Source organism: Enterobacter sp. Tr-810, from assembly GCF_011752765.1.
GTDB classification, from domain to species: Bacteria; Pseudomonadota; Gammaproteobacteria; order Enterobacterales; family Enterobacteriaceae; genus Enterobacter; species Enterobacter soli.
The window spans coordinates 299,368-315,719 of sequence record NZ_VWWW01000003.1 but is presented as its reverse complement, the minus strand read 5'-3'; the positions used below and the strand labels follow the sequence as shown (position 1 = coordinate 315,719).

Here is a 16,352-nt window from a genome sequence, read left to right as displayed (position 1 = left end):
CCTGGAGCAAACGCTGAGGACAAAATTGCCAGGAGCAATTTTGGACAGCGCTTGCGCTGGCCCCGAAGGGGTGAGCCCCAGGGATGGGGCGAACAATTCGCGAAGCGACGATTTTCTTGCCGGGAGCCCGGGTCGCCAGGGTAGCGGCGGTGAGCTACCCTGGCACGTTCACCGGTATTGTGGTGACAGAGTAGCAAGGAACATAAAGTGAACGGAATAACCACCACAGCCGTATGTTTCCCCTCACCCCAACCCTCTCCCCAAAAGGGAGAGGGAGCCGTCCGTGCTCGTATTTTTTGTGGGGATCCCTCAACCCACAGGGTGAGGGCATCAGGCCGCACAAACTCAAAAGGAATAACATGAAAACTTCTCATACCACATTCCTTCTCGCCCACCACACCGTCCATCATATCACCTTCGATCCCAGCACCTTCACCGATGCCGATCTACTCTGGCTCCCCCATCACGCCCAACTGACTCATGCCGGACGCAAGCGCAAAACCGACCATCTGGCAGGGCGGATCGCCGCCGTGCACGCGCTCAGCGCCCTGAATGACCGCATCATCCCGGCCATCGGTGCGAGCGGAGAACCTCTCTGGCCTGCGGGAATGTCAGGCAGCATCACCCACAGCGGCACGCAGGCAATGGCGATTGCAACCCGGAACCCACATGCCCTTATCGGTATTGATTGCGAAGCCATCCTCCCCGAAAGCGAAGCTCACGAAATCAAAGACGGGGTGATTGATACAGAGGAAGAGGCCGTGCTTTCCCACTCAGGCTTACCTTTCGCCCTTGCCCTGACGCTCGCCTTCAGCGCCAAAGAGAGCCTGTTTAAAGCCCTCTTTTCTCAGGTTCAGGAATACATGGGCTTTGACTGCGCGCGCGTGGTCATGCTAGATAACAAAACCCTCGTTCTGACGCTGGCAAAAGACGCAGGGCCGTTCAGCAAAGGTAAGCCGTTCACCCTCGCCTGGAAGATGATTAACACCCAGGTCTGCACGCTGCTGGTTGAGTAAAGCTCAACTTCCTCGCCCTGCCCACCCCCGATCATGAAGATGACTCATGTTGTAGTGAAATTAAGTCGCTTTTCCTCATCCACAGGCTCTGGCATAAATTATGCCATGTTAACTAATTCATAACATGAAAACGGCAACTGAGTAACTCAGCCCACGCAGGAATAGCCAGAAAAGCGGACCGTTTTCATCTCAGAGCCCAGGATGCAAAGTACGATGAATAATAATTTTACATTTGCGATTAAACGCAGTTCATTCGATGAAAATTATAACCCCTCTGAAAACACGCGTATTACGACCAACTTCGCTAATCTGGCCAGAGGAAAAAATCGTCAGGAGAATTTGCGCAACACGTTAGTGATGATTAACAATCGCTTTAATACGCTGGCGCACTGGGATAATCCGAAAAGCGATCGCTACTCGGTTGAACTGGATATTATCTCTGTTGAAATGAATATTGGCAGCGAAGATAACAGCACGGTTTTCCCGGCGATTGAAATATTGAAAACCAGCATTATCGATAAAAAAACCAACGAACATATTGAGGGGATTGTCGGGAATAACTTTTCTTCTTACGTCCGTGATTATGACTTTAGCGTATTGCTGTCCGAACATAATAAAAACCAGGCACAGTTCAGCATTCCTGAAAACTTTGGCGAACTGCACGGGAATATCTTCAGGCATTTCGTCAACTCCAGTGAATACAAAGCCAACTTCAAAAAGTCACCGGTTATCTGCCTTAGCGTATCCAGTAAAGACACCTATCATCAGACGGGCGTACAGCACCCTGTTCTGGGCCTGGAGTACCAGCCAGACGGTACCTCTTTGACTGAACAATACTTCAATAAAATGGGGTTACAGGTTCGCTATTTCATGCCGAAAAATAGCGCAGCGCCTCTGGCGTTCTTCTTTGCGGGTGATTTGCTGAGTGATTATTCTAACCTTGAGCTGATCAGCACTATCAGCACGATGGAGACATTCCAGAAGATTTACCGACCTGAAATTTACAATGCCAACTCTGCGGCAGGCCAATGCTATCAGCCTGACCTGAATCACCAGGATCATTCATTAACCAAAATTGTTTATGACCGGGAAGAGCGGAGTCAGTTGGCTATTGAACAGGGAAAATATACAGAAGAGAACTTTATCAAACCTTACAAGACAATTCTTGAGCAATGGTCTGCTAATTACTCTCTTTGATTAACGAAATATAAAAGGTCATCCATTATGAAAATTTTACTTCCCACGTCGACGGCGGGCAGCTTACCTAAACCGTCCTGGCTTGCCCAACCAGAAACACTCTGGTCACCGTGGAAATTGCAAAATGAAGAATTAGTGCTGGGGAAAAAGGATGCCCTGCGTTTGTCTCTGGATGATCAACTGCGTGCTGGCATCGATATTGTCAGCGATGGCGAACAGACACGTCAGCATTTTGTTACCACGTTTATTGAACACCTCAGCGGCGTTGATTTTGAAAAACGCGAGACGGTCCGAATTCGTAATCGCTACGATGCGAGTGTCCCGACGGTAGTGGGTGCAGTCGCCCGTCAAAAACCGGTTTTTGTTGAAGATGCCAAATACTTACGCAAGCTCACCAACAAGCCAATTAAATGGGCGCTGCCAGGCCCGATGACGATGATCGATACGCTCTATGACGACCACTACAAGAGCCGCGAAAAGTTAGCCTGGGAATTCGCCAAAATACTCAACCAGGAAGCCAAAGAGCTTGAAGCTGCTGGCGTTGATATTATCCAGTTTGATGAACCAGCCTTTAACGTGTTCTTTGATGAGGTGAATGACTGGGGCATTGCCGCGTTAGAGCGCGCCGTTGAAGGGCTTAAGTGTGAAACGGCGGTACATATCTGTTACGGATATGGCATCAAAGCCAATACCGACTGGAAAAAGACGCTGGGTTCAGAGTGGCGACAGTACGAAGAAGCCTTCCCTAAACTGCAAACGTCGAATATCGATATTATCTCGCTGGAGTGCCATAACTCCCGCGTGCCAATGGATCTGCTTGAACTGATCCGCGGCAAAAAAGTGATGGTCGGCGCCATTGATGTGGCAACGAATACCGTTGAAACGCCAGAAGAAGTGGCCAGTACGTTGCGAAAAGCGCTTCAGTTTGTCGATGCCGATAAGCTCTATCCGTCCACCAACTGTGGCATGGCACCGTTATCCCGCCAGGTTGCCCAAGGCAAACTCAATGCCTTAAGCGCGGGCGCAGAGCTGGTGCGTAAAGAGCTTCAGGCCTGATCGCACCGTCAACAATTCGCCCCTCTTTAAGCACCTGCCTCTGCGCAGGTGCTTTTTTTTACCCGATCGCCCTCTTTCCCGTCAGGATCGTGATCCTTTTCTCCTTTTAAGAAATTAGCTGCCTAAACCGTAGACAGTTCGGAAAGGCGGCTTTATCGTTAAATTGAATAATAAATCATTATTGAATAAATATTCAATGTGGAGAAAAAGCATGAAGATGACCTTTGTAAAAACCGCCCTGTTTGCTTCTATGATTGCCGCTTCCGGTTCGTTGTTTGCTGCTGATAACGGCCTTATCGCGATAATCACCCCTTCTCACGACAACCCGTTCTTCAAGGCAGAAGCCGACGGCGCGGCAGCGAAAGCAAAAGAGCTTGGCTACACCGTGCTGGTAGCATCCCATGATGACGACGTGAACAAACAAAACCAGCTGATTGAAACCGCCATTGCCCGTAAGGCCAAGGCCATCATTCTGGATAACGCCGGGGCAGATGCCACCGTCGGCCCGCTGGAAAAAGCCAAATCCGCAGGCGTACCGGCGTTCCTTATCGATCGCGAAATCAATAAAACCGGTGTCGCCGTCGCCCAGATCGTGTCGAACAACTATCAGGGCGCACAGCTGGGAGCCGAGAAGTTCGCGAAGCTACTAAACGGCAAAGGTAAGTACGTTGAGCTGCTGGGACGCCAGTCCGACACCAACGCCCACGTCCGCTCGCAGGGTTACCACGACGTGCTGGATGATTACACCGATATGAAAATGGTGGCGCAGCAAACCGCCAACTGGAGCCAGACCGAAGCCTTCACCCGTATGGAAGCCATTTTGCAGACCAACCCCGACATCGTGGGCGTGATCTCCGGTAACGACACCATGGCGCTGGGCGCAGAAGCCGCTCTGAAAGCCGCTGGCAAAAACAACGTTATCGTCGTCGGCTTCGACGGCAGCGACTACACCCGCGATTCCATCATCAAAAACAGCAACATCAAAGCCACCGTGTTGCAGCCAGGCTGGCAACAGGCGCAGATGGCCGTTGAACAGGCGGATTACTACCTGAAAAACGGCAAAGCGCAGAAAGAAGAGAAACAGCTGATGGATTGCGTGCTGATTGATGACACCAACGCCAGCAAGCTGAGCATGTTCAATCTCAGCAAATAAGCGGAGGCATTATGTCGTTAAAACAATGGGGCGCTGTGCTGACCGGGTGCGCCGCCCTGTTGCTGACGGCCTGCACGGTGGTGGATCTGGATGCGGACGGCAAGCCGATTATGCCTGCCGATCCGAACGCGAAAGCGAGTTTCGACAACCAGACACCCCAGCAGATCGCGCAACAAACCTGGCAGTCACGGGTACTGAATACCGCGTCACAACACGCACTGGATGCCAGTGCGCTGAGCACGCAGCTGAAAACACCCTCTTCCACGCCGCAAAGTGTCTTTGTCCGGCTGACCGGCAAGATTGAGCGCGTGGATAACAGCAATGAGCGTGAGCAGAAACTGGTGATGATGGTTAACGGCCAGCCGTTTGAGATCCAGAGCGGCCCGGTGATGCGGGGCAATGCCATTCGCGATGCGGCCGGTTTCCGTTTTGAAGAGTTCACCAATCAGGTTCAGTTTGCTCAGCTTTCTCGCGCCTTTAACCGCGAGGCGGTGACGCATCTGCCAAAAGTGGATGACAGCTGGAACGGTAAAAACGTCAGCGTGACCTTCGCCACCACCATAACCGCAGGCAACGCTGACGAAGCCGCGGCGCTGGAACTGAAACAGGAGGTGCCGTGATGAGCGATATCCCGACTGACGACATTATTCTGCGCACACGCGGCATTTCGATGCTTTTTCCCGGCACCGTTGCGCTGGATAACGTCGACTATCGCGTCTGGCGCGGCAAAGTGAACGTCATCATTGGTGAAAACGGTGCCGGAAAATCCACATTGATGAAAATCCTCGCGGGCGTTCAGCAGCCGAGCCTCGGCGAGATGTGGCTTAACGGTAAGCAGGTTCATTTTGCCAATACCCGCGATGCCGCCGCACAGGGTATCGGTATGGTGCACCAGGAGCTGAACCTGTTTGAAAACCTGAACGTGGCAGAGAACATTTTCCTTGGCCGCGAGCGGCAAAAGGGGCTGATGCCAATCCAGGAGAGCGAACAGGAAGCGCACGCCGCCACATTGCTGAAACGGCTCGATCAGCCGATTTCCCCACGCGAACTGGTCGGCAACCTGAAAGTCGGGCAGCAGCAGCTTATCGAAATTGCCAAAGCGCTGGCGGAAGATGCCGACATCCTGATCCTGGATGAACCGACATCGGCGCTCAGCAAAACCGAAGTCGATATTCTGTTCCGCGTGATCCGCGAGCTGACCCGCCAGGGCGTTTCCATCATCTATATCTCGCACCGCCTGGAAGAGCTCATGGCAATTGGGGATGTGATTACCATTCTGCGTGATGGCAAATTCCAGGCCGAAGCGCGGGTGGAGGATATCGACGTGCCGTGGATTGTACGTGAAATGCTGGGCAGCGACCCGGTGAGCAACTTCCTCTCGCCGGGACGGACGTTTGGCGCACCGGTGCTGGAAGCCGAGCACATCACCTGTGTTAACGCGGCGGGTAACTCGGTGGTGAACGATGTCAGTTTTAAGGTTCACGCGGGGGAAATCGTCGGGATTTATGGCCTGATGGGCGCAGGGCGCACCGAGCTGTTCGAGTGCATGTTAGGCACCCAGCGGAACTATCTCGGCAAGCTGTGGCTGGACAGCAAACCCGTGCCGCAGCGGCTCTCGACTGCCGACCGCATCCGCATGGGCATGAGCCTAGTGCCAGAAGACCGCAAACGCACCGGGATTTTCCCCGGCTCATCGGTTGCCAGCAACCTGACCATTGCCAGCCTGTGGCGACGCCTGCAACGCGGGTTAACCATTTCGCAAAAGGATGAACAGGCTGTGGTGGCCTCCACCATTGGCAATCTGTCTATCAAAGTCTCTTCACCTGAAGTTGAAATCCAGGCGCTGAGCGGCGGTAACCAGCAAAAAGTGGTGATTGGCCGCTCGCTGCTGACGGATCCGAAAGTGCTGTTCCTGGACGAACCCACACGCGGTATCGACGTCGGGGCGAAAGCCGACGTGTTCCGCATGATGGTGGAGCTTTCAAAACGTGGCATTGCGGTGGTCTTTTCCACGTCGGATTTAAAAGAAATTATGGCGGTATCTGACCGCATTCTGGTGATGTCCGGCGGCAAACTCACCGCCGATATCGTACGCGATCGGGCCGAAGAATCGGCACTGGTAACGGCAAGTGCTCAGGGGTTCTGATATGAAAACGACACAGTCTGTCGCGCTGGCACCACAAAAAGGGGCTGCGCTTTCCCGGGAAAATATCCTGCTTTTGCTGCTCAAAATGCGCACCTTTATTGCGCTGTTCCTGATTGTCGGCTTCTTTACTATTACCGTGCCAGGCTTCCTCTCTGCGGGCAGCCTGGTGATCATGATTAAACACATTGCGATCAATGCCTTCCTGGCGCTGGGGATCACCTTCGTGATCATTACCGCCGGGATTGACCTGTCGATTGGCGCCACGCTTGGCCTGTGCGGCATGGTCGCCGGCTGGCTAATCACCAAAGGCATTGTTCTGCCGATGTTTGGCATTGCCATCTTCCCAAGCGTCTGGGTGATTGTTCCCATCGTGCTGCTGATTGGGGCGCTGATTGGGGCGGTGAACGGCTGGATCATCACCCGCTACAACGTGGCGCCGTTCATCTGTACCCTGGGCACCATGTACGTGCTGCGCGGTACGGCGATGCTAACCTCCGACGGGCAAACCTTCCCCGGCCTGGCCGGTAATCCGCAGCTGGGCAATACCGGCTTTGACGAGATTGGCGCGGGCACGCTGCTCGGCATTCCGTGGGCCATCTGGATGATGATCGTGCTGGCCGTGGTGATTGCCTATATCGCCCGCCGCCTGCCGTTTGGCCGCCACGTGTACGCCATTGGCGATAACGAGCGCGCGGCAGAGCTTTCCGGCGTGAAGGTGAAACAGGTGAAAGTGCTGGTCTATACCCTCTCTGGCCTGTGCGCGGCCATTGCCGGGATTGTGGTTTCGGCTCAGCTTCTGGCTAGCCACCCGGCGAACGGTACCGCGTTTGAGATGAACGCCATCGCCGCAGTGGTGCTTGGCGGAACGTCGCTGGCGGGCGGACGCGGGACGATCCTCGGCACGCTGATTGGTGCCTTCGTGATTGGCTTCCTCGCCGATGGGCTGGTGATGATGGGCGTGAGCGAGTTCTGGCAAATGGTGATTAAAGGGATTGTGATTATCGTGGCGGTTATTATCGACCAGATGCAAAACCGGATGCAGCAGAAAGCGGCGGTGGTTGCGCAGAAGGCGGTAATGGAAGGGAAATAGCGATTAAATGTGTAGGCCGGGTAAGGCGCAGCCGCCACCCGGCAAAACTTACGCCTCTGCTTTCAACAAACTCCTTGCCGTCGGGTAATCGGTGATCAACACATCGATATAGTCCCCTTCCAGCGCCCCGCGAATGGCGTTGCGCTTCTCAGGCCCACCCGCCAGGGCAATCACCTGCGGGCAGGCGCGGATCTGGGAAAGCTCCATGCCAATCACCGGATCTTCTTCGTGGCTCAGCACCTGTTTGCCCTGCGCATCGTAGTAATGCAGGCAGATATCCCCTACCGCGCCGCGCTCAGACAGCAGCCTGAGCATATCCTCGTTGTAGTAGTTCCCGGAGTTTTTCAGCAGCTGCGACGGTTCCAGCTCGCCGATACCGACAATCGCCACATCCACTTCGGCAAATTTACTGACCACCGCCGCCACGTCCGGGCTGCCCACCAGCCGGGCACGCTCTTCAACGGAGTGCTCAATACTCTGCGACGGTAGCAGCCATGCCGGGCAGTCCAGATGCGCTGCCAGCTGTTGCGTCAGGATAGTCGCCTGTACGTTACCGTTTGGCCCGACCCCCCCCAGAAGCTGAATAACCCCTGCGGCGCGGATATTCTGCGGGTGCATCTCGTCCACCATGCAACGAATGGTGCTGCTCCAGGAGGAGATCCCCACCAGATCGTCAGGGCGCAGGCGCGTCTCAACATAGTGCGCCGCCGCGCTGCCAATCGCGTGTTTTACCTGCGCATTTGTCGGGTTGTCCCCCACATCCACCACAATGGCCTGGCGAATGCCGTACTGATCTTCCAGCGCCTTCTCCAGCGACACAAAGATATTGGTTGGCTGGACGACGGTGATTTTGACCAGCCCCTCTTTCTGGCAGCGCGTTAAGGCACGTGATACAAAAGATTGTGAGAGGTGTAGCAGCGAGGCAATCTCGGACTGTTTTTTATTTTCGCTGTAGTAAAGCGTGGCAATCTTCACCAGCAACCGTTGTTCATCCTGCTTTGACATGGCATTCCCCCTGATTTCATACCTGTATTTTTATTCATTGATGAATAGATAACAAGGGAACGCTCCTTTCCCGAAGAGATCCGAATGTGATCGTTTTCGCTTTTTTTGCAAAGAGCCCGATCGGGGCGTAGACAAACCCTGAATCCGGGCATATCTTATCATTATGAATAATAAATCAGCATTGAATATATATTCAATAACGTAAAAAATCCCGCGTCTGACGGGCTCTTTCTTACCCTGCTGGAATAATTATTCATTACAGATTATAAATTCAGGAGGTGTTTTATGAATCCGTTTTCGCTCTCCGTTGCGGAGCTCGAAAAAAAGGCACGCTCGATTCGTCGACGGATCATCGTGCTGAATGCAGAAAGTCCCGCGGGTGGTCACACCGGTGCAGATCTCTCTCAGGTTGAGCTGCTCACCGCGCTCTATTTCCGTATCCTCCACTGCTCACCGCAGCTGAAGGACAGCGACGAACGCGATATCTATATCCAGTCCAAAGGTCATGCGGTGGGCGGTTACTATTGCGTGCTCGCTGAAGCGGGCTTTATCCCGCTGGAGTGGCTTGCCACTTATCAGCACGCGGATTCTCACCTGCCAGGCCATCCGGTGAAACACAAAACCCCGGGCATTGAGCTCAATACCGGTGCGCTCGGCCACGGCCTGCCGGTTGCGGTGGGCATCGCTCTGGCCGCAAAACGCAATAACAGCAAGCGCCGGGTCTTTGTGGTGACCGGTGACGGCGAGCTGGCGGAAGGCAGCAACTGGGAGGCGGCGCTGGTTGCCGCCCACTATCAGCTGGATAACCTGGTCATCATTAACGACAAAAACAACCTGCAACTCGCGGGCTCTACCAAAGAGATCCTCAACACCGATCCGCTGGATGAAAAATGGCGTGCGTTTGGTATGGAAGTGACCGAATGCAGCGGCAATAACATGGCCGATGTGGTGGCGACGCTGGAAGGATTACAGCCAAACGGGAAACCGCACGTGGTGATTGCCCACACAACGAAGGGCGCCGGGATCTCCTTTATTCAGGGTCGCCCGGAGTGGCACCACCGTGTGCCAAAAGGCGAAGAAGTTGAACTGGCGCTGGAGGAACTGAAAGATGAGTAATAGCGAACATCTCGCCACCGTGATGGTAGATGCCTTTATCGATGCGGTAGACAGAGGAGTGGATCTGGTTCCCGTGGTGGCGGATTCCACCTCTACTGCCAAAATATCGCCATTTATCAAGCGATTCCCTGGCCGACTGGTGAACGTCGGGATCGCCGAGCAGACCCTGGTTGGCACCGCCGCCGGGCTGGCGATTGGCGGCAAGATTGCAGTCACCTGTAACGCCGCGCCGTTTTTGATTTCCCGCGCCAACGAGCAGATCAAAGTCGATATCTGCTACAACAATACCAACGTCAAACTGTTTGGCCTGAATGCCGGTGCCAGCTACGGCCCTCTCGCCAGCACCCACCACAGCATTGACGACATCGCCATCATGCGCGGTTTTGGCAACATCGAGATTTATGCCCCATCCAGCCCGGCAGAGTGTCGTCAGATTATCGATTACGCCCTGGACCACGTCGGCCCGGTCTATATCCGTCTTGACGGTAAAGCGCTGCCAGAACTGCACGACGAAAGCTACCGTTTTGCACCGGGCAATATCGACGTGCTACGTGCAGGCCACGATGTAGCGCTGGTTGCAATGGGCTCGACCGTACATGAAATAGTGGAAGCGGCCGCACAACTCGCCGCAGAAGGTATTGACGCCAGTGTTATCAGTGTCCCATCTATTCGTCCTTGTGATACCAAAGCGCTGCTGGCGGCCATCAAACCGTGCAAAGCCGTGGTGACGGTGGAAGAGCACAACGTGAACGGTGGCGTTGGCAGCCTGGTGGCGGAAGTGCTGGCCGAAGCCGGGTGCGCTATCCCGCTACGCCGTTTAGGTATCCCTGACGGGCAATACGCGATTGCGGCCGACCGCGCCTCCACGCGCGCGCGCCACGAAATAGATGCAGCAGGCGTCATCAGACACGCCCGGGAACTGCACGTAAAACAGGCATCCTGAAAAATAAAAACAACATCTTACTGGAGAGAACGCAATGTCCCGAATTCCTCAACAACTCACCATGGGCGTAATTATCGGTAACCGGGGATTTTTCCCAAGCTACCTGGTCGCAGAAGCGCGTGAACAGGCCATCGCGCTGTTTGGCCGTCTTGGCATCAACACCATTATGCTCGACCCGAGCCAGACGGAGCTTGGCGGGGTTGAAACCCGTCAGGACGCAAAAGCCTGCGCCGACCTGTTCCGCGCCCATCGCGATGCCATTCACGGCGTGGTGGTTCTGCTGCCTAACTTTGGCGACGAAAAAGCGATTGCCGAAACCCTGCGTCTTTCCGGTCTGAACGTGCCGGTGCTGGTGCAGGCCGAAGAAGATAATCTCGACAAAATGGGCCTGGCCACCCGCCGCGACAGCTTCTGCGGCAAGATCTCACTGTGCAATAACCTGCGTCAGTACGGCATCCCGTTTACCCTGACAACCCAGCACGTCTGCGCGCTTAGCGGTGAAGTCTTCGAACAGGATCTCCGTCGTTTTGAGCAAGTTTGCCGTGTGGTAAGCAGTATGCGGGGTGTGCGTGTCGGGGCCATTGGTGCGCGTCCGGCGGGCTTTAACACCGTGCGCTACAGCGAGAAGTTGCTGGAACGGCTGGGCATTGCCGTGGAAACGCTCGACCTGTCTGAAGTCTTTACCCGCATCAAACTGCTGCGTGATGACGATATCCGCGTCGATGAAAAACGCCGACTGTTGCTCGATAACGCCGATGCCAGCGGCATTCCGGCGGACAAACTGGTCACGATGGCAAAACTGTTTGTGGTGCTGAGCGAATGGATTGTCGCCAACGACATCGACACCACCGCGATTCAGTGCTGGACGTCATTGCAGGAAAACCTCGGAATTAACGTTTGCTCGATCATGAGCGTGATGTCCGGCCAACTGATGCCAAGCGCCTGCGAAGTAGACGTAATGGGTGCACTCTCCATGTATGCCCTTGCCAGCAGCAACCTGAACCCGGCCTCCATTGCCGACTGGAACAACAACTTCGGCGACGATCGTGACAAGTGCGTACTGTTCCACTGCGGTAACTTCGCCGCCGCCAGCCTGGAAACACCGCACATGGGCACGGCTGACATCATCGGCACCACCGTGGGCAAAGAGAACACCTGCGGCGCGGTACACGGCCGCCTGAAAAGTGGCCCGCTGACCTACTTCCGCCTGAGCACTGACGACCTGACCGGTGAAATCAAAGCCTACGTGGGCGAAGGCCGTTCGGTGGACGATCCGCTGGATACCGTCGGGTGCCGAGCGGTGATTCAGGTTCCGCATCTGGAAAATCTGCTGTCGTGGATCTGCCGCAACGGGTTTGAGCATCACGTTGCCATGAACCACTCCTCAAGTGCAGAGATCCTCAACGAAGCGTTCACCCGCTATCTTGGCGTGTCGACCTATCTCCACCAGTAAGGCCGGAGGCCGCTATGTCGGTGAACAAGGATATTATTATTGCCCTCGATGAGGGCACGACCAACGCAAAAGCCGTGGCCTTTGATGGCAACGGCACTATTGTGGCCCGTTTCTCACGCGCGCTGGAGATCCAGACCCCGCATGAGGGATGGGTGGAGCAATCCGCAGAGCTGCTGCTTGCAGCATCGATTGACGTCATCTCTCGTGCCATCGGGGCCGTTGGTGCAGAACGCGTGGCGGCGTTAGCCATCAGCAACCAGCGTGAAACCGTGGTGGGCTGGTATCGGGAAACCGGGCGGCCCATCGCCCCGGCCCTGAGCTGGCAGTGTTCACGCACCTCTGCGTTTTGCCACGTACTGCGCGAGAAAGGCCACGAGCCGCAGATCAAAGCCGTGACCGGCCTGCCGGTGGCACCGCTGTTTTCTGCCTCCAAAATGCGCTGGTTGCTGGATAACACTGCTGACGGTTTGGCTCGTGCTGAACAAGGCGAGATTTGTCTCGGCACCGTCGACAGCTGGCTGCTGTGGCAGCTCACGCAGGGCGAGAGTTTTTACTGCGATCACGCCAACGCGGCGCGCACGCAGCTAATGAACCTGCAAACGGGTGACTGGGATGCGGATATGCTCGCGTTATTTGGCATCCCGCGCGAAGCCCTGCCTGCTATTAAACCGTCGAGCGGCCTGTTTGGCACGACATCGGGCTGGACATCCATTCCTGACGGCATTCCGGTGCTGGCGATGATTGGCGATTCCCACGCCGCGCTGTTCGCTCACGGACTGGGAGCTGAAGGCTGCGTGAAAGCCACTTACGGAACGGGATCGTCCGTGATGGCACCGGTGATGTCTGCCGATTGCGACGTAACATCACTTGCCACCACGGTGGCCTGGCACGACGGGAACACGCTGGTGTATGGCCTTGAGGGCAATATTCCGCACACCGGAGACGCGGTGGCGTGGATGGCCGACAGCACGGGGTTGAGCGAACTTCCGCCGCAGGAGCTGGCGCAGGCACTGAATGACCTCCCCCGCACAGTCGATTCAACCCTGGGGGTGTTTTTCGTTCCGGCGCTGACCGGGCTTGGCGCGCCCTGGTGGGATGAAAATGCGCGCGGGTTGATCCACGGATTAAGTCGCGGCGTGAAACGTGCGCACCTGATCCGCGCCGCGCTGGAGTCCATTACCTACCAGATTGCCGACGTGATAACCGCGATGCGTGCCCATCAGGGTTTCACGCTCAGTGCGCTGATGGTAGACGGTGGGCCAACCAAAAATGACTGGCTGATGCAGTACCAGGCCGACCTGCTTGGCTGCCCGGTGATGCGTAGCGACGTGGCAGAGCTTTCCGCCACCGGTGCGGCGCTGCTGGCGCGCAAGGCGTTGATGAATCTGACGACGGCGCAGCTTAGCCAGTATCTGCCGGAACACGTGACATTTACGCCGGATATGGCGCGACATGCACGGTTGCAGCAGCGCTGGCAGGCGTGGCAGCACGCCGTGGCGCTGGCGAGAAAGTAAAAACGAAACGGCAACCGAGGTTGTAATGCCTGTCAGTTAAGCACGGTGGAGTTTTCCGTTCACCTTAATAGCCGCAGAAAATAATTCGTTCAGAACACGTGAACGGGATAAGGGAGCGTGATTCAGGCTGAAAATCACCCGCGAAACGCGTCCAGCCGTTTCACCTGCCGTCCTTCCTCGTCAAAATTCTCCGGCGCCAGCCACGCGCGCAGCTGTGCGTCACGCTCTGGCCATTCGCTATCAATAATAGAAAGCATGTCGCTATCGCGGTTACGCCCCTTGCGCACCAGCTTCTGTCGTAGCCGCCCTTCCCAGACAAAGCCCAGACGCTCTGCGGCGTTGCGCGATGCCACGTTCATCGAATCGCACTTCCACTCCAGGCGGCGATAACCGTGCTCAAAGGCATTTTTCAGCAGCAGCCACACCGTCTCGGTGCCAATCCGGGAGCCTTTCATCTTTCGCGACCAGGTCACGTGGCCGATTTCCACCGACCCCATCAGCCGTTCAATCGCCATATAGCTCACCAGCCCCACTGCGCGGTCGGTGCGTGAGTCGATAACGGCGTAGGGCACCAGCGCATCATCCAGTACTTTTCCGAGCACCCAGTGCGCGGTCGCTTCAACCGTTGCGGGCTGCGTACTGGCAAGCCACGTCCAGTCACTATCATCTCCGAGGGCGTAAGCATCAAAGAGATCGGCGGCATGGCGCTCTGCATCCAGCGGTTCAAGACGGCAATAGCGCCCCACCAGCGGCGAGCGGGTCAGGATGCTCGCGCCTTTCCAGTCGGGAACAGTATCGTTAACGGTCTGACCATGTTGATTGATTTCCGGCACAGGGATGACTCCTTGAAAGGTAAGGATTTTGTTATAGCAGGTTAAAAAGCGGCGGAAAAGCGTTCGGGCTAATAGCCAATATGAATGCGTTATACCCTTAAGGCATAAGCAAAGCAGAATTTAAACTTTGCGGAAAACGTCAGTCAGCCTAACGTAGCGGAGCATAAAACAATCACAATAATAACTTTCCAGGGATCGCTATGACAAAAAAACTGCTGCCGTTACTGGTACTGGCCGTGCTCTCTGCCACTGCCAACGCCGCCACACCACCTAACACGCTGGTTGTCGCACAAGGTCTTGATGACATTGTGAGTCTCGACCCGGCTGAAGCCAACGAACTTTCCAGCATCCAGACCGTACCGAGCCTGTATCAGCGCCTGGTGCAGCCAGACCGCACTAACCCGGAAAAAATCACCCCGATTCTGGCCGAAAGCTGGCAGGCCGATGCGGCAGCAAAAACCCTGACCATCAAACTTAAGCCTGATGCGAAATTCGCCTCCGGCAACCCGCTGCGCCCGGAAGATGTGATCTTCTCGTATACCCGCGCCGTGACCCTGAACAAATCCCCGGCGTTTATTCTTAACGTGCTGGGCTGGGATGCGAGCAACATCGAAAGCCAGCTGAAGAAAGTGGATGACCACACGCTCACCCTGCACTGGACGGCGGACGTCAGCCCGTCCGTGGCGCTGAACATCCTCTCCACGCCAATTGCCTCTATCGTTGATCAGAAACTGGTTTCCGCGAATGTGAAAGATAACGACTTCGGCAACGCCTGGCTGAAAATGCACTCTGCGGGCAGCGGCGCGTTTAAAATGCGTGTCTACCAGCCGCATCAGGCCATCGTGCTGGAAGCCAACGAAACCGCCCCTGGCGGCGCGCCAAAGCTTAAAAGTATCATCATTAAAAACGTTCCCGACCCGGCTTCCCGCCGCCTGCTGATCCAGCAGGGTGATGCGGATGTCGCCCGCGATCTGGGCGCTGACCAGATCAGCGCGCTGGAAGGTAAAGCGGGCGTGAAGGTACTGAGCATTCCGTCTGCCGAGCAGAACTATCTGGTGTTTAACACCGGCAACAGCGCGAACCCGCTGCTGAACAACCCGGCCTTCTGGGAAGCTTCTCGCTGGCTGGTGGATTATGAGGGTATTACCAAAGACCTGCTGAAAGGCCAGTATTTTGTTCACCAGAGCTTCCTGCCGGTTGGTTTGCCGGGGGCGCTGGAAGACAATCCATTTAAATTTGATCCGGCAAAAGCAAAAGAGATCCTCGCCAAAGCGGGCATCAAGGATGCGCACTTCACGCTGGACGTGGAGAACAAGCCGCCGTTTATCACCATCGCCCAGTCCATGCAGGCAAGTTTTGCTCAGGGCGGCGTGAAGGTGGATCTGCTGCCAGCGGCGGGGAGCCAGGTTTATGCCCGCGTACGTGCTAAGCAGCATCAGGCGGCGATCCGTCTGTGGATCCCGGACTACTTCGATGCGCACTCTAACGCCAGTGCCTTTGCGTGGAACGACGGTAAATCCAGCACCGTGGCGGGCCTGAACGGCTGGAAAATCCCTGAGCTGAATAAAGCCACGCTGGCCGCGGTTGCCGAGCCTGACCCGGCGAAGCGCCTGGATCTGTACAAGAAGATGCAGGAAGAGTTGCAGCATAACTCGCCGTACGTGTTCATCGATCAGGGTAAAACCCAGATTGTGGTGCGCGATAACGTGAAGGGTTATCAGCAGGGGCTGAACGCGGATATGGTCTGGTACGACAACGTCACGAAGTAATCTGCCCTTGTTGCCGGGTGGCCAGTGCTTACCCGGCCTACGTTCTCGGTTTTTGTAGGCC

Annotated in this window: 14 protein-coding genes; 12 read left to right on the top strand and 2 right to left on the bottom strand. The window is 55.6% G+C overall.

The genetic code is table 11. The features are described from left to right. Positions 1 to 359 precede the first annotated feature (359 nt). From entD to F3J30_RS11550, 7 genes are all read left to right on the top strand, one after another. A complete protein-coding gene (gene entD, locus F3J30_RS11580) occupies positions 360 to 1,016 on the top strand; it encodes an enterobactin synthase subunit EntD (protein WP_166717340.1) in 657 nt (218 codons plus the stop codon). A 213-nt stretch (positions 1,017 to 1,229) separates the two neighbouring features. Beyond that, a complete protein-coding gene (locus F3J30_RS11575) occupies positions 1,230 to 2,213 on the top strand; it encodes a DUF1852 domain-containing protein (protein WP_166717339.1) in 984 nt (327 codons plus the stop codon). Positions 2,214 to 2,240: 27 nt separating this feature from the next. Beyond that, a complete protein-coding gene (locus tag F3J30_RS11570) occupies positions 2,241 to 3,269 on the top strand; it encodes a methionine synthase (RefSeq protein ID WP_166717338.1) in 1,029 nt (342 codons plus the stop codon). A 211-nt stretch (positions 3,270 to 3,480) separates the two neighbouring features. Continuing rightward, positions 3,481 to 4,422 carry a D-ribose ABC transporter substrate-binding protein gene (locus F3J30_RS11565; protein WP_166717337.1) on the top strand — a complete coding sequence of 314 codons (942 nt, stop codon included), beginning with the start codon at positions 3,481 to 3,483 and terminating at the stop codon, positions 4,420 to 4,422. Between the two features lie 11 nt (positions 4,423 to 4,433). Beyond that, positions 4,434 to 5,042, top strand: coding sequence for a DUF2291 family protein (locus tag F3J30_RS11560; protein ID WP_166717336.1), 609 nt, complete (start codon positions 4,434 to 4,436; stop codon positions 5,040 to 5,042). Next, positions 5,042 to 6,568: a sugar ABC transporter ATP-binding protein gene (locus F3J30_RS11555; protein ID WP_211053222.1), complete on the top strand. Its 1,527-nt coding sequence runs from the start codon at positions 5,042 to 5,044 to the stop codon at positions 6,566 to 6,568. Before F3J30_RS11560 ends, F3J30_RS11555 begins: the two co-directional genes overlap by 1 nt. A 1-nt stretch (position 6,569) precedes the next feature. Continuing rightward, positions 6,570 to 7,658 (top strand): ABC transporter permease, encoded by a 1,089-nt coding sequence (locus F3J30_RS11550; RefSeq protein WP_014069252.1) that lies wholly within the window; start codon positions 6,570 to 6,572, stop codon positions 7,656 to 7,658. A 48-nt stretch (positions 7,659 to 7,706) separates the two neighbouring features. Here the strand turns inward: F3J30_RS11550 and F3J30_RS11545 are convergent, their stop codons facing one another. After that, positions 7,707 to 8,663: a sugar-binding transcriptional regulator gene (locus tag F3J30_RS11545; protein ID WP_166717335.1), complete on the bottom strand. Its 957-nt coding sequence runs from the start codon at positions 8,661 to 8,663 to the stop codon at positions 7,707 to 7,709. A gap of 285 nt (positions 8,664 to 8,948) precedes the next feature. On the opposite strand from F3J30_RS11545, the gene F3J30_RS11540 reads away from it, so the two are divergent. The 4 genes from F3J30_RS11540 to F3J30_RS11525 are packed head-to-tail and all read left to right on the top strand — an operon-like array spanning position 8,949 to position 13,689. Continuing rightward, positions 8,949 to 9,779 carry a transketolase gene (locus tag F3J30_RS11540; protein WP_014069250.1) on the top strand — a complete coding sequence of 277 codons (831 nt, stop codon included), beginning with the start codon at positions 8,949 to 8,951 and terminating at the stop codon, positions 9,777 to 9,779. Then, entirely contained in the window at positions 9,772 to 10,722 is a 951-nt protein-coding gene (locus F3J30_RS11535; RefSeq protein WP_166717334.1) for a transketolase C-terminal domain-containing protein, read from the top strand. Before F3J30_RS11540 ends, F3J30_RS11535 begins: the two co-directional genes overlap by 8 nt. 34 nt (positions 10,723 to 10,756) lie before the next feature. After that, entirely contained in the window at positions 10,757 to 12,175 is a 1,419-nt protein-coding gene (locus F3J30_RS11530; RefSeq protein WP_166717333.1) for an L-fucose/L-arabinose isomerase family protein, read from the top strand. Positions 12,176 to 12,189: 14 nt separating this feature from the next. Beyond that, a complete protein-coding gene (locus F3J30_RS11525; protein WP_166717332.1) occupies positions 12,190 to 13,689 on the top strand; it encodes an FGGY-family carbohydrate kinase in 1,500 nt (499 codons plus the stop codon). Between the two features lie 134 nt (positions 13,690 to 13,823). Here F3J30_RS11525 and F3J30_RS11520 read toward each other — a convergent pair whose 3' ends face one another. Next, positions 13,824 to 14,522 carry a GNAT family protein gene (locus tag F3J30_RS11520; RefSeq protein ID WP_166717331.1) on the bottom strand — a complete coding sequence of 233 codons (699 nt, stop codon included), beginning with the start codon at positions 14,520 to 14,522 and terminating at the stop codon, positions 13,824 to 13,826. A gap of 200 nt (positions 14,523 to 14,722) precedes the next feature. On the opposite strand from F3J30_RS11520, the gene F3J30_RS11515 reads away from it, so the two are divergent. Next, a complete protein-coding gene (locus tag F3J30_RS11515) occupies positions 14,723 to 16,291 on the top strand; it encodes an ABC transporter substrate-binding protein (RefSeq protein WP_166717330.1) in 1,569 nt (522 codons plus the stop codon). Positions 16,292 to 16,352: the final 61 nt, after the last annotated feature.

Bases quoted from the DNA above. Each gene is read 5' to 3' on its own strand.
- entD (WP_166717340.1), top strand. From the start codon at position 360: ATGAAAACTTCTCATACCACATTCCTTCTCGCCCACCACACCGTCCAT.
- F3J30_RS11575 (WP_166717339.1), top strand. From the start codon at position 1,230: ATGAATAATAATTTTACATTTGCGATTAAACGCAGTTCATTCGATGAA.
- F3J30_RS11570 (WP_166717338.1), top strand. From the start codon at position 2,241: ATGAAAATTTTACTTCCCACGTCGACGGCGGGCAGCTTACCTAAACCG.
- F3J30_RS11565 (WP_166717337.1), top strand. From the start codon at position 3,481: ATGAAGATGACCTTTGTAAAAACCGCCCTGTTTGCTTCTATGATTGCC.
- F3J30_RS11560 (WP_166717336.1), top strand. From the start codon at position 4,434: ATGTCGTTAAAACAATGGGGCGCTGTGCTGACCGGGTGCGCCGCCCTG.
- F3J30_RS11555 (WP_211053222.1), top strand. From the start codon at position 5,042: ATGAGCGATATCCCGACTGACGACATTATTCTGCGCACACGCGGCATT.
- F3J30_RS11550 (WP_014069252.1), top strand. From the start codon at position 6,570: ATGAAAACGACACAGTCTGTCGCGCTGGCACCACAAAAAGGGGCTGCG.
- F3J30_RS11545 (WP_166717335.1), bottom strand. From the start codon at position 8,663: ATGTCAAAGCAGGATGAACAACGGTTGCTGGTGAAGATTGCCACGCTT.
- F3J30_RS11540 (WP_014069250.1), top strand. From the start codon at position 8,949: ATGAATCCGTTTTCGCTCTCCGTTGCGGAGCTCGAAAAAAAGGCACGC.
- F3J30_RS11535 (WP_166717334.1), top strand. From the start codon at position 9,772: ATGAGTAATAGCGAACATCTCGCCACCGTGATGGTAGATGCCTTTATC.
- F3J30_RS11530 (WP_166717333.1), top strand. From the start codon at position 10,757: ATGTCCCGAATTCCTCAACAACTCACCATGGGCGTAATTATCGGTAAC.
- F3J30_RS11525 (WP_166717332.1), top strand. From the start codon at position 12,190: ATGTCGGTGAACAAGGATATTATTATTGCCCTCGATGAGGGCACGACC.
- F3J30_RS11515 (WP_166717330.1), top strand. From the start codon at position 14,723: ATGACAAAAAAACTGCTGCCGTTACTGGTACTGGCCGTGCTCTCTGCC.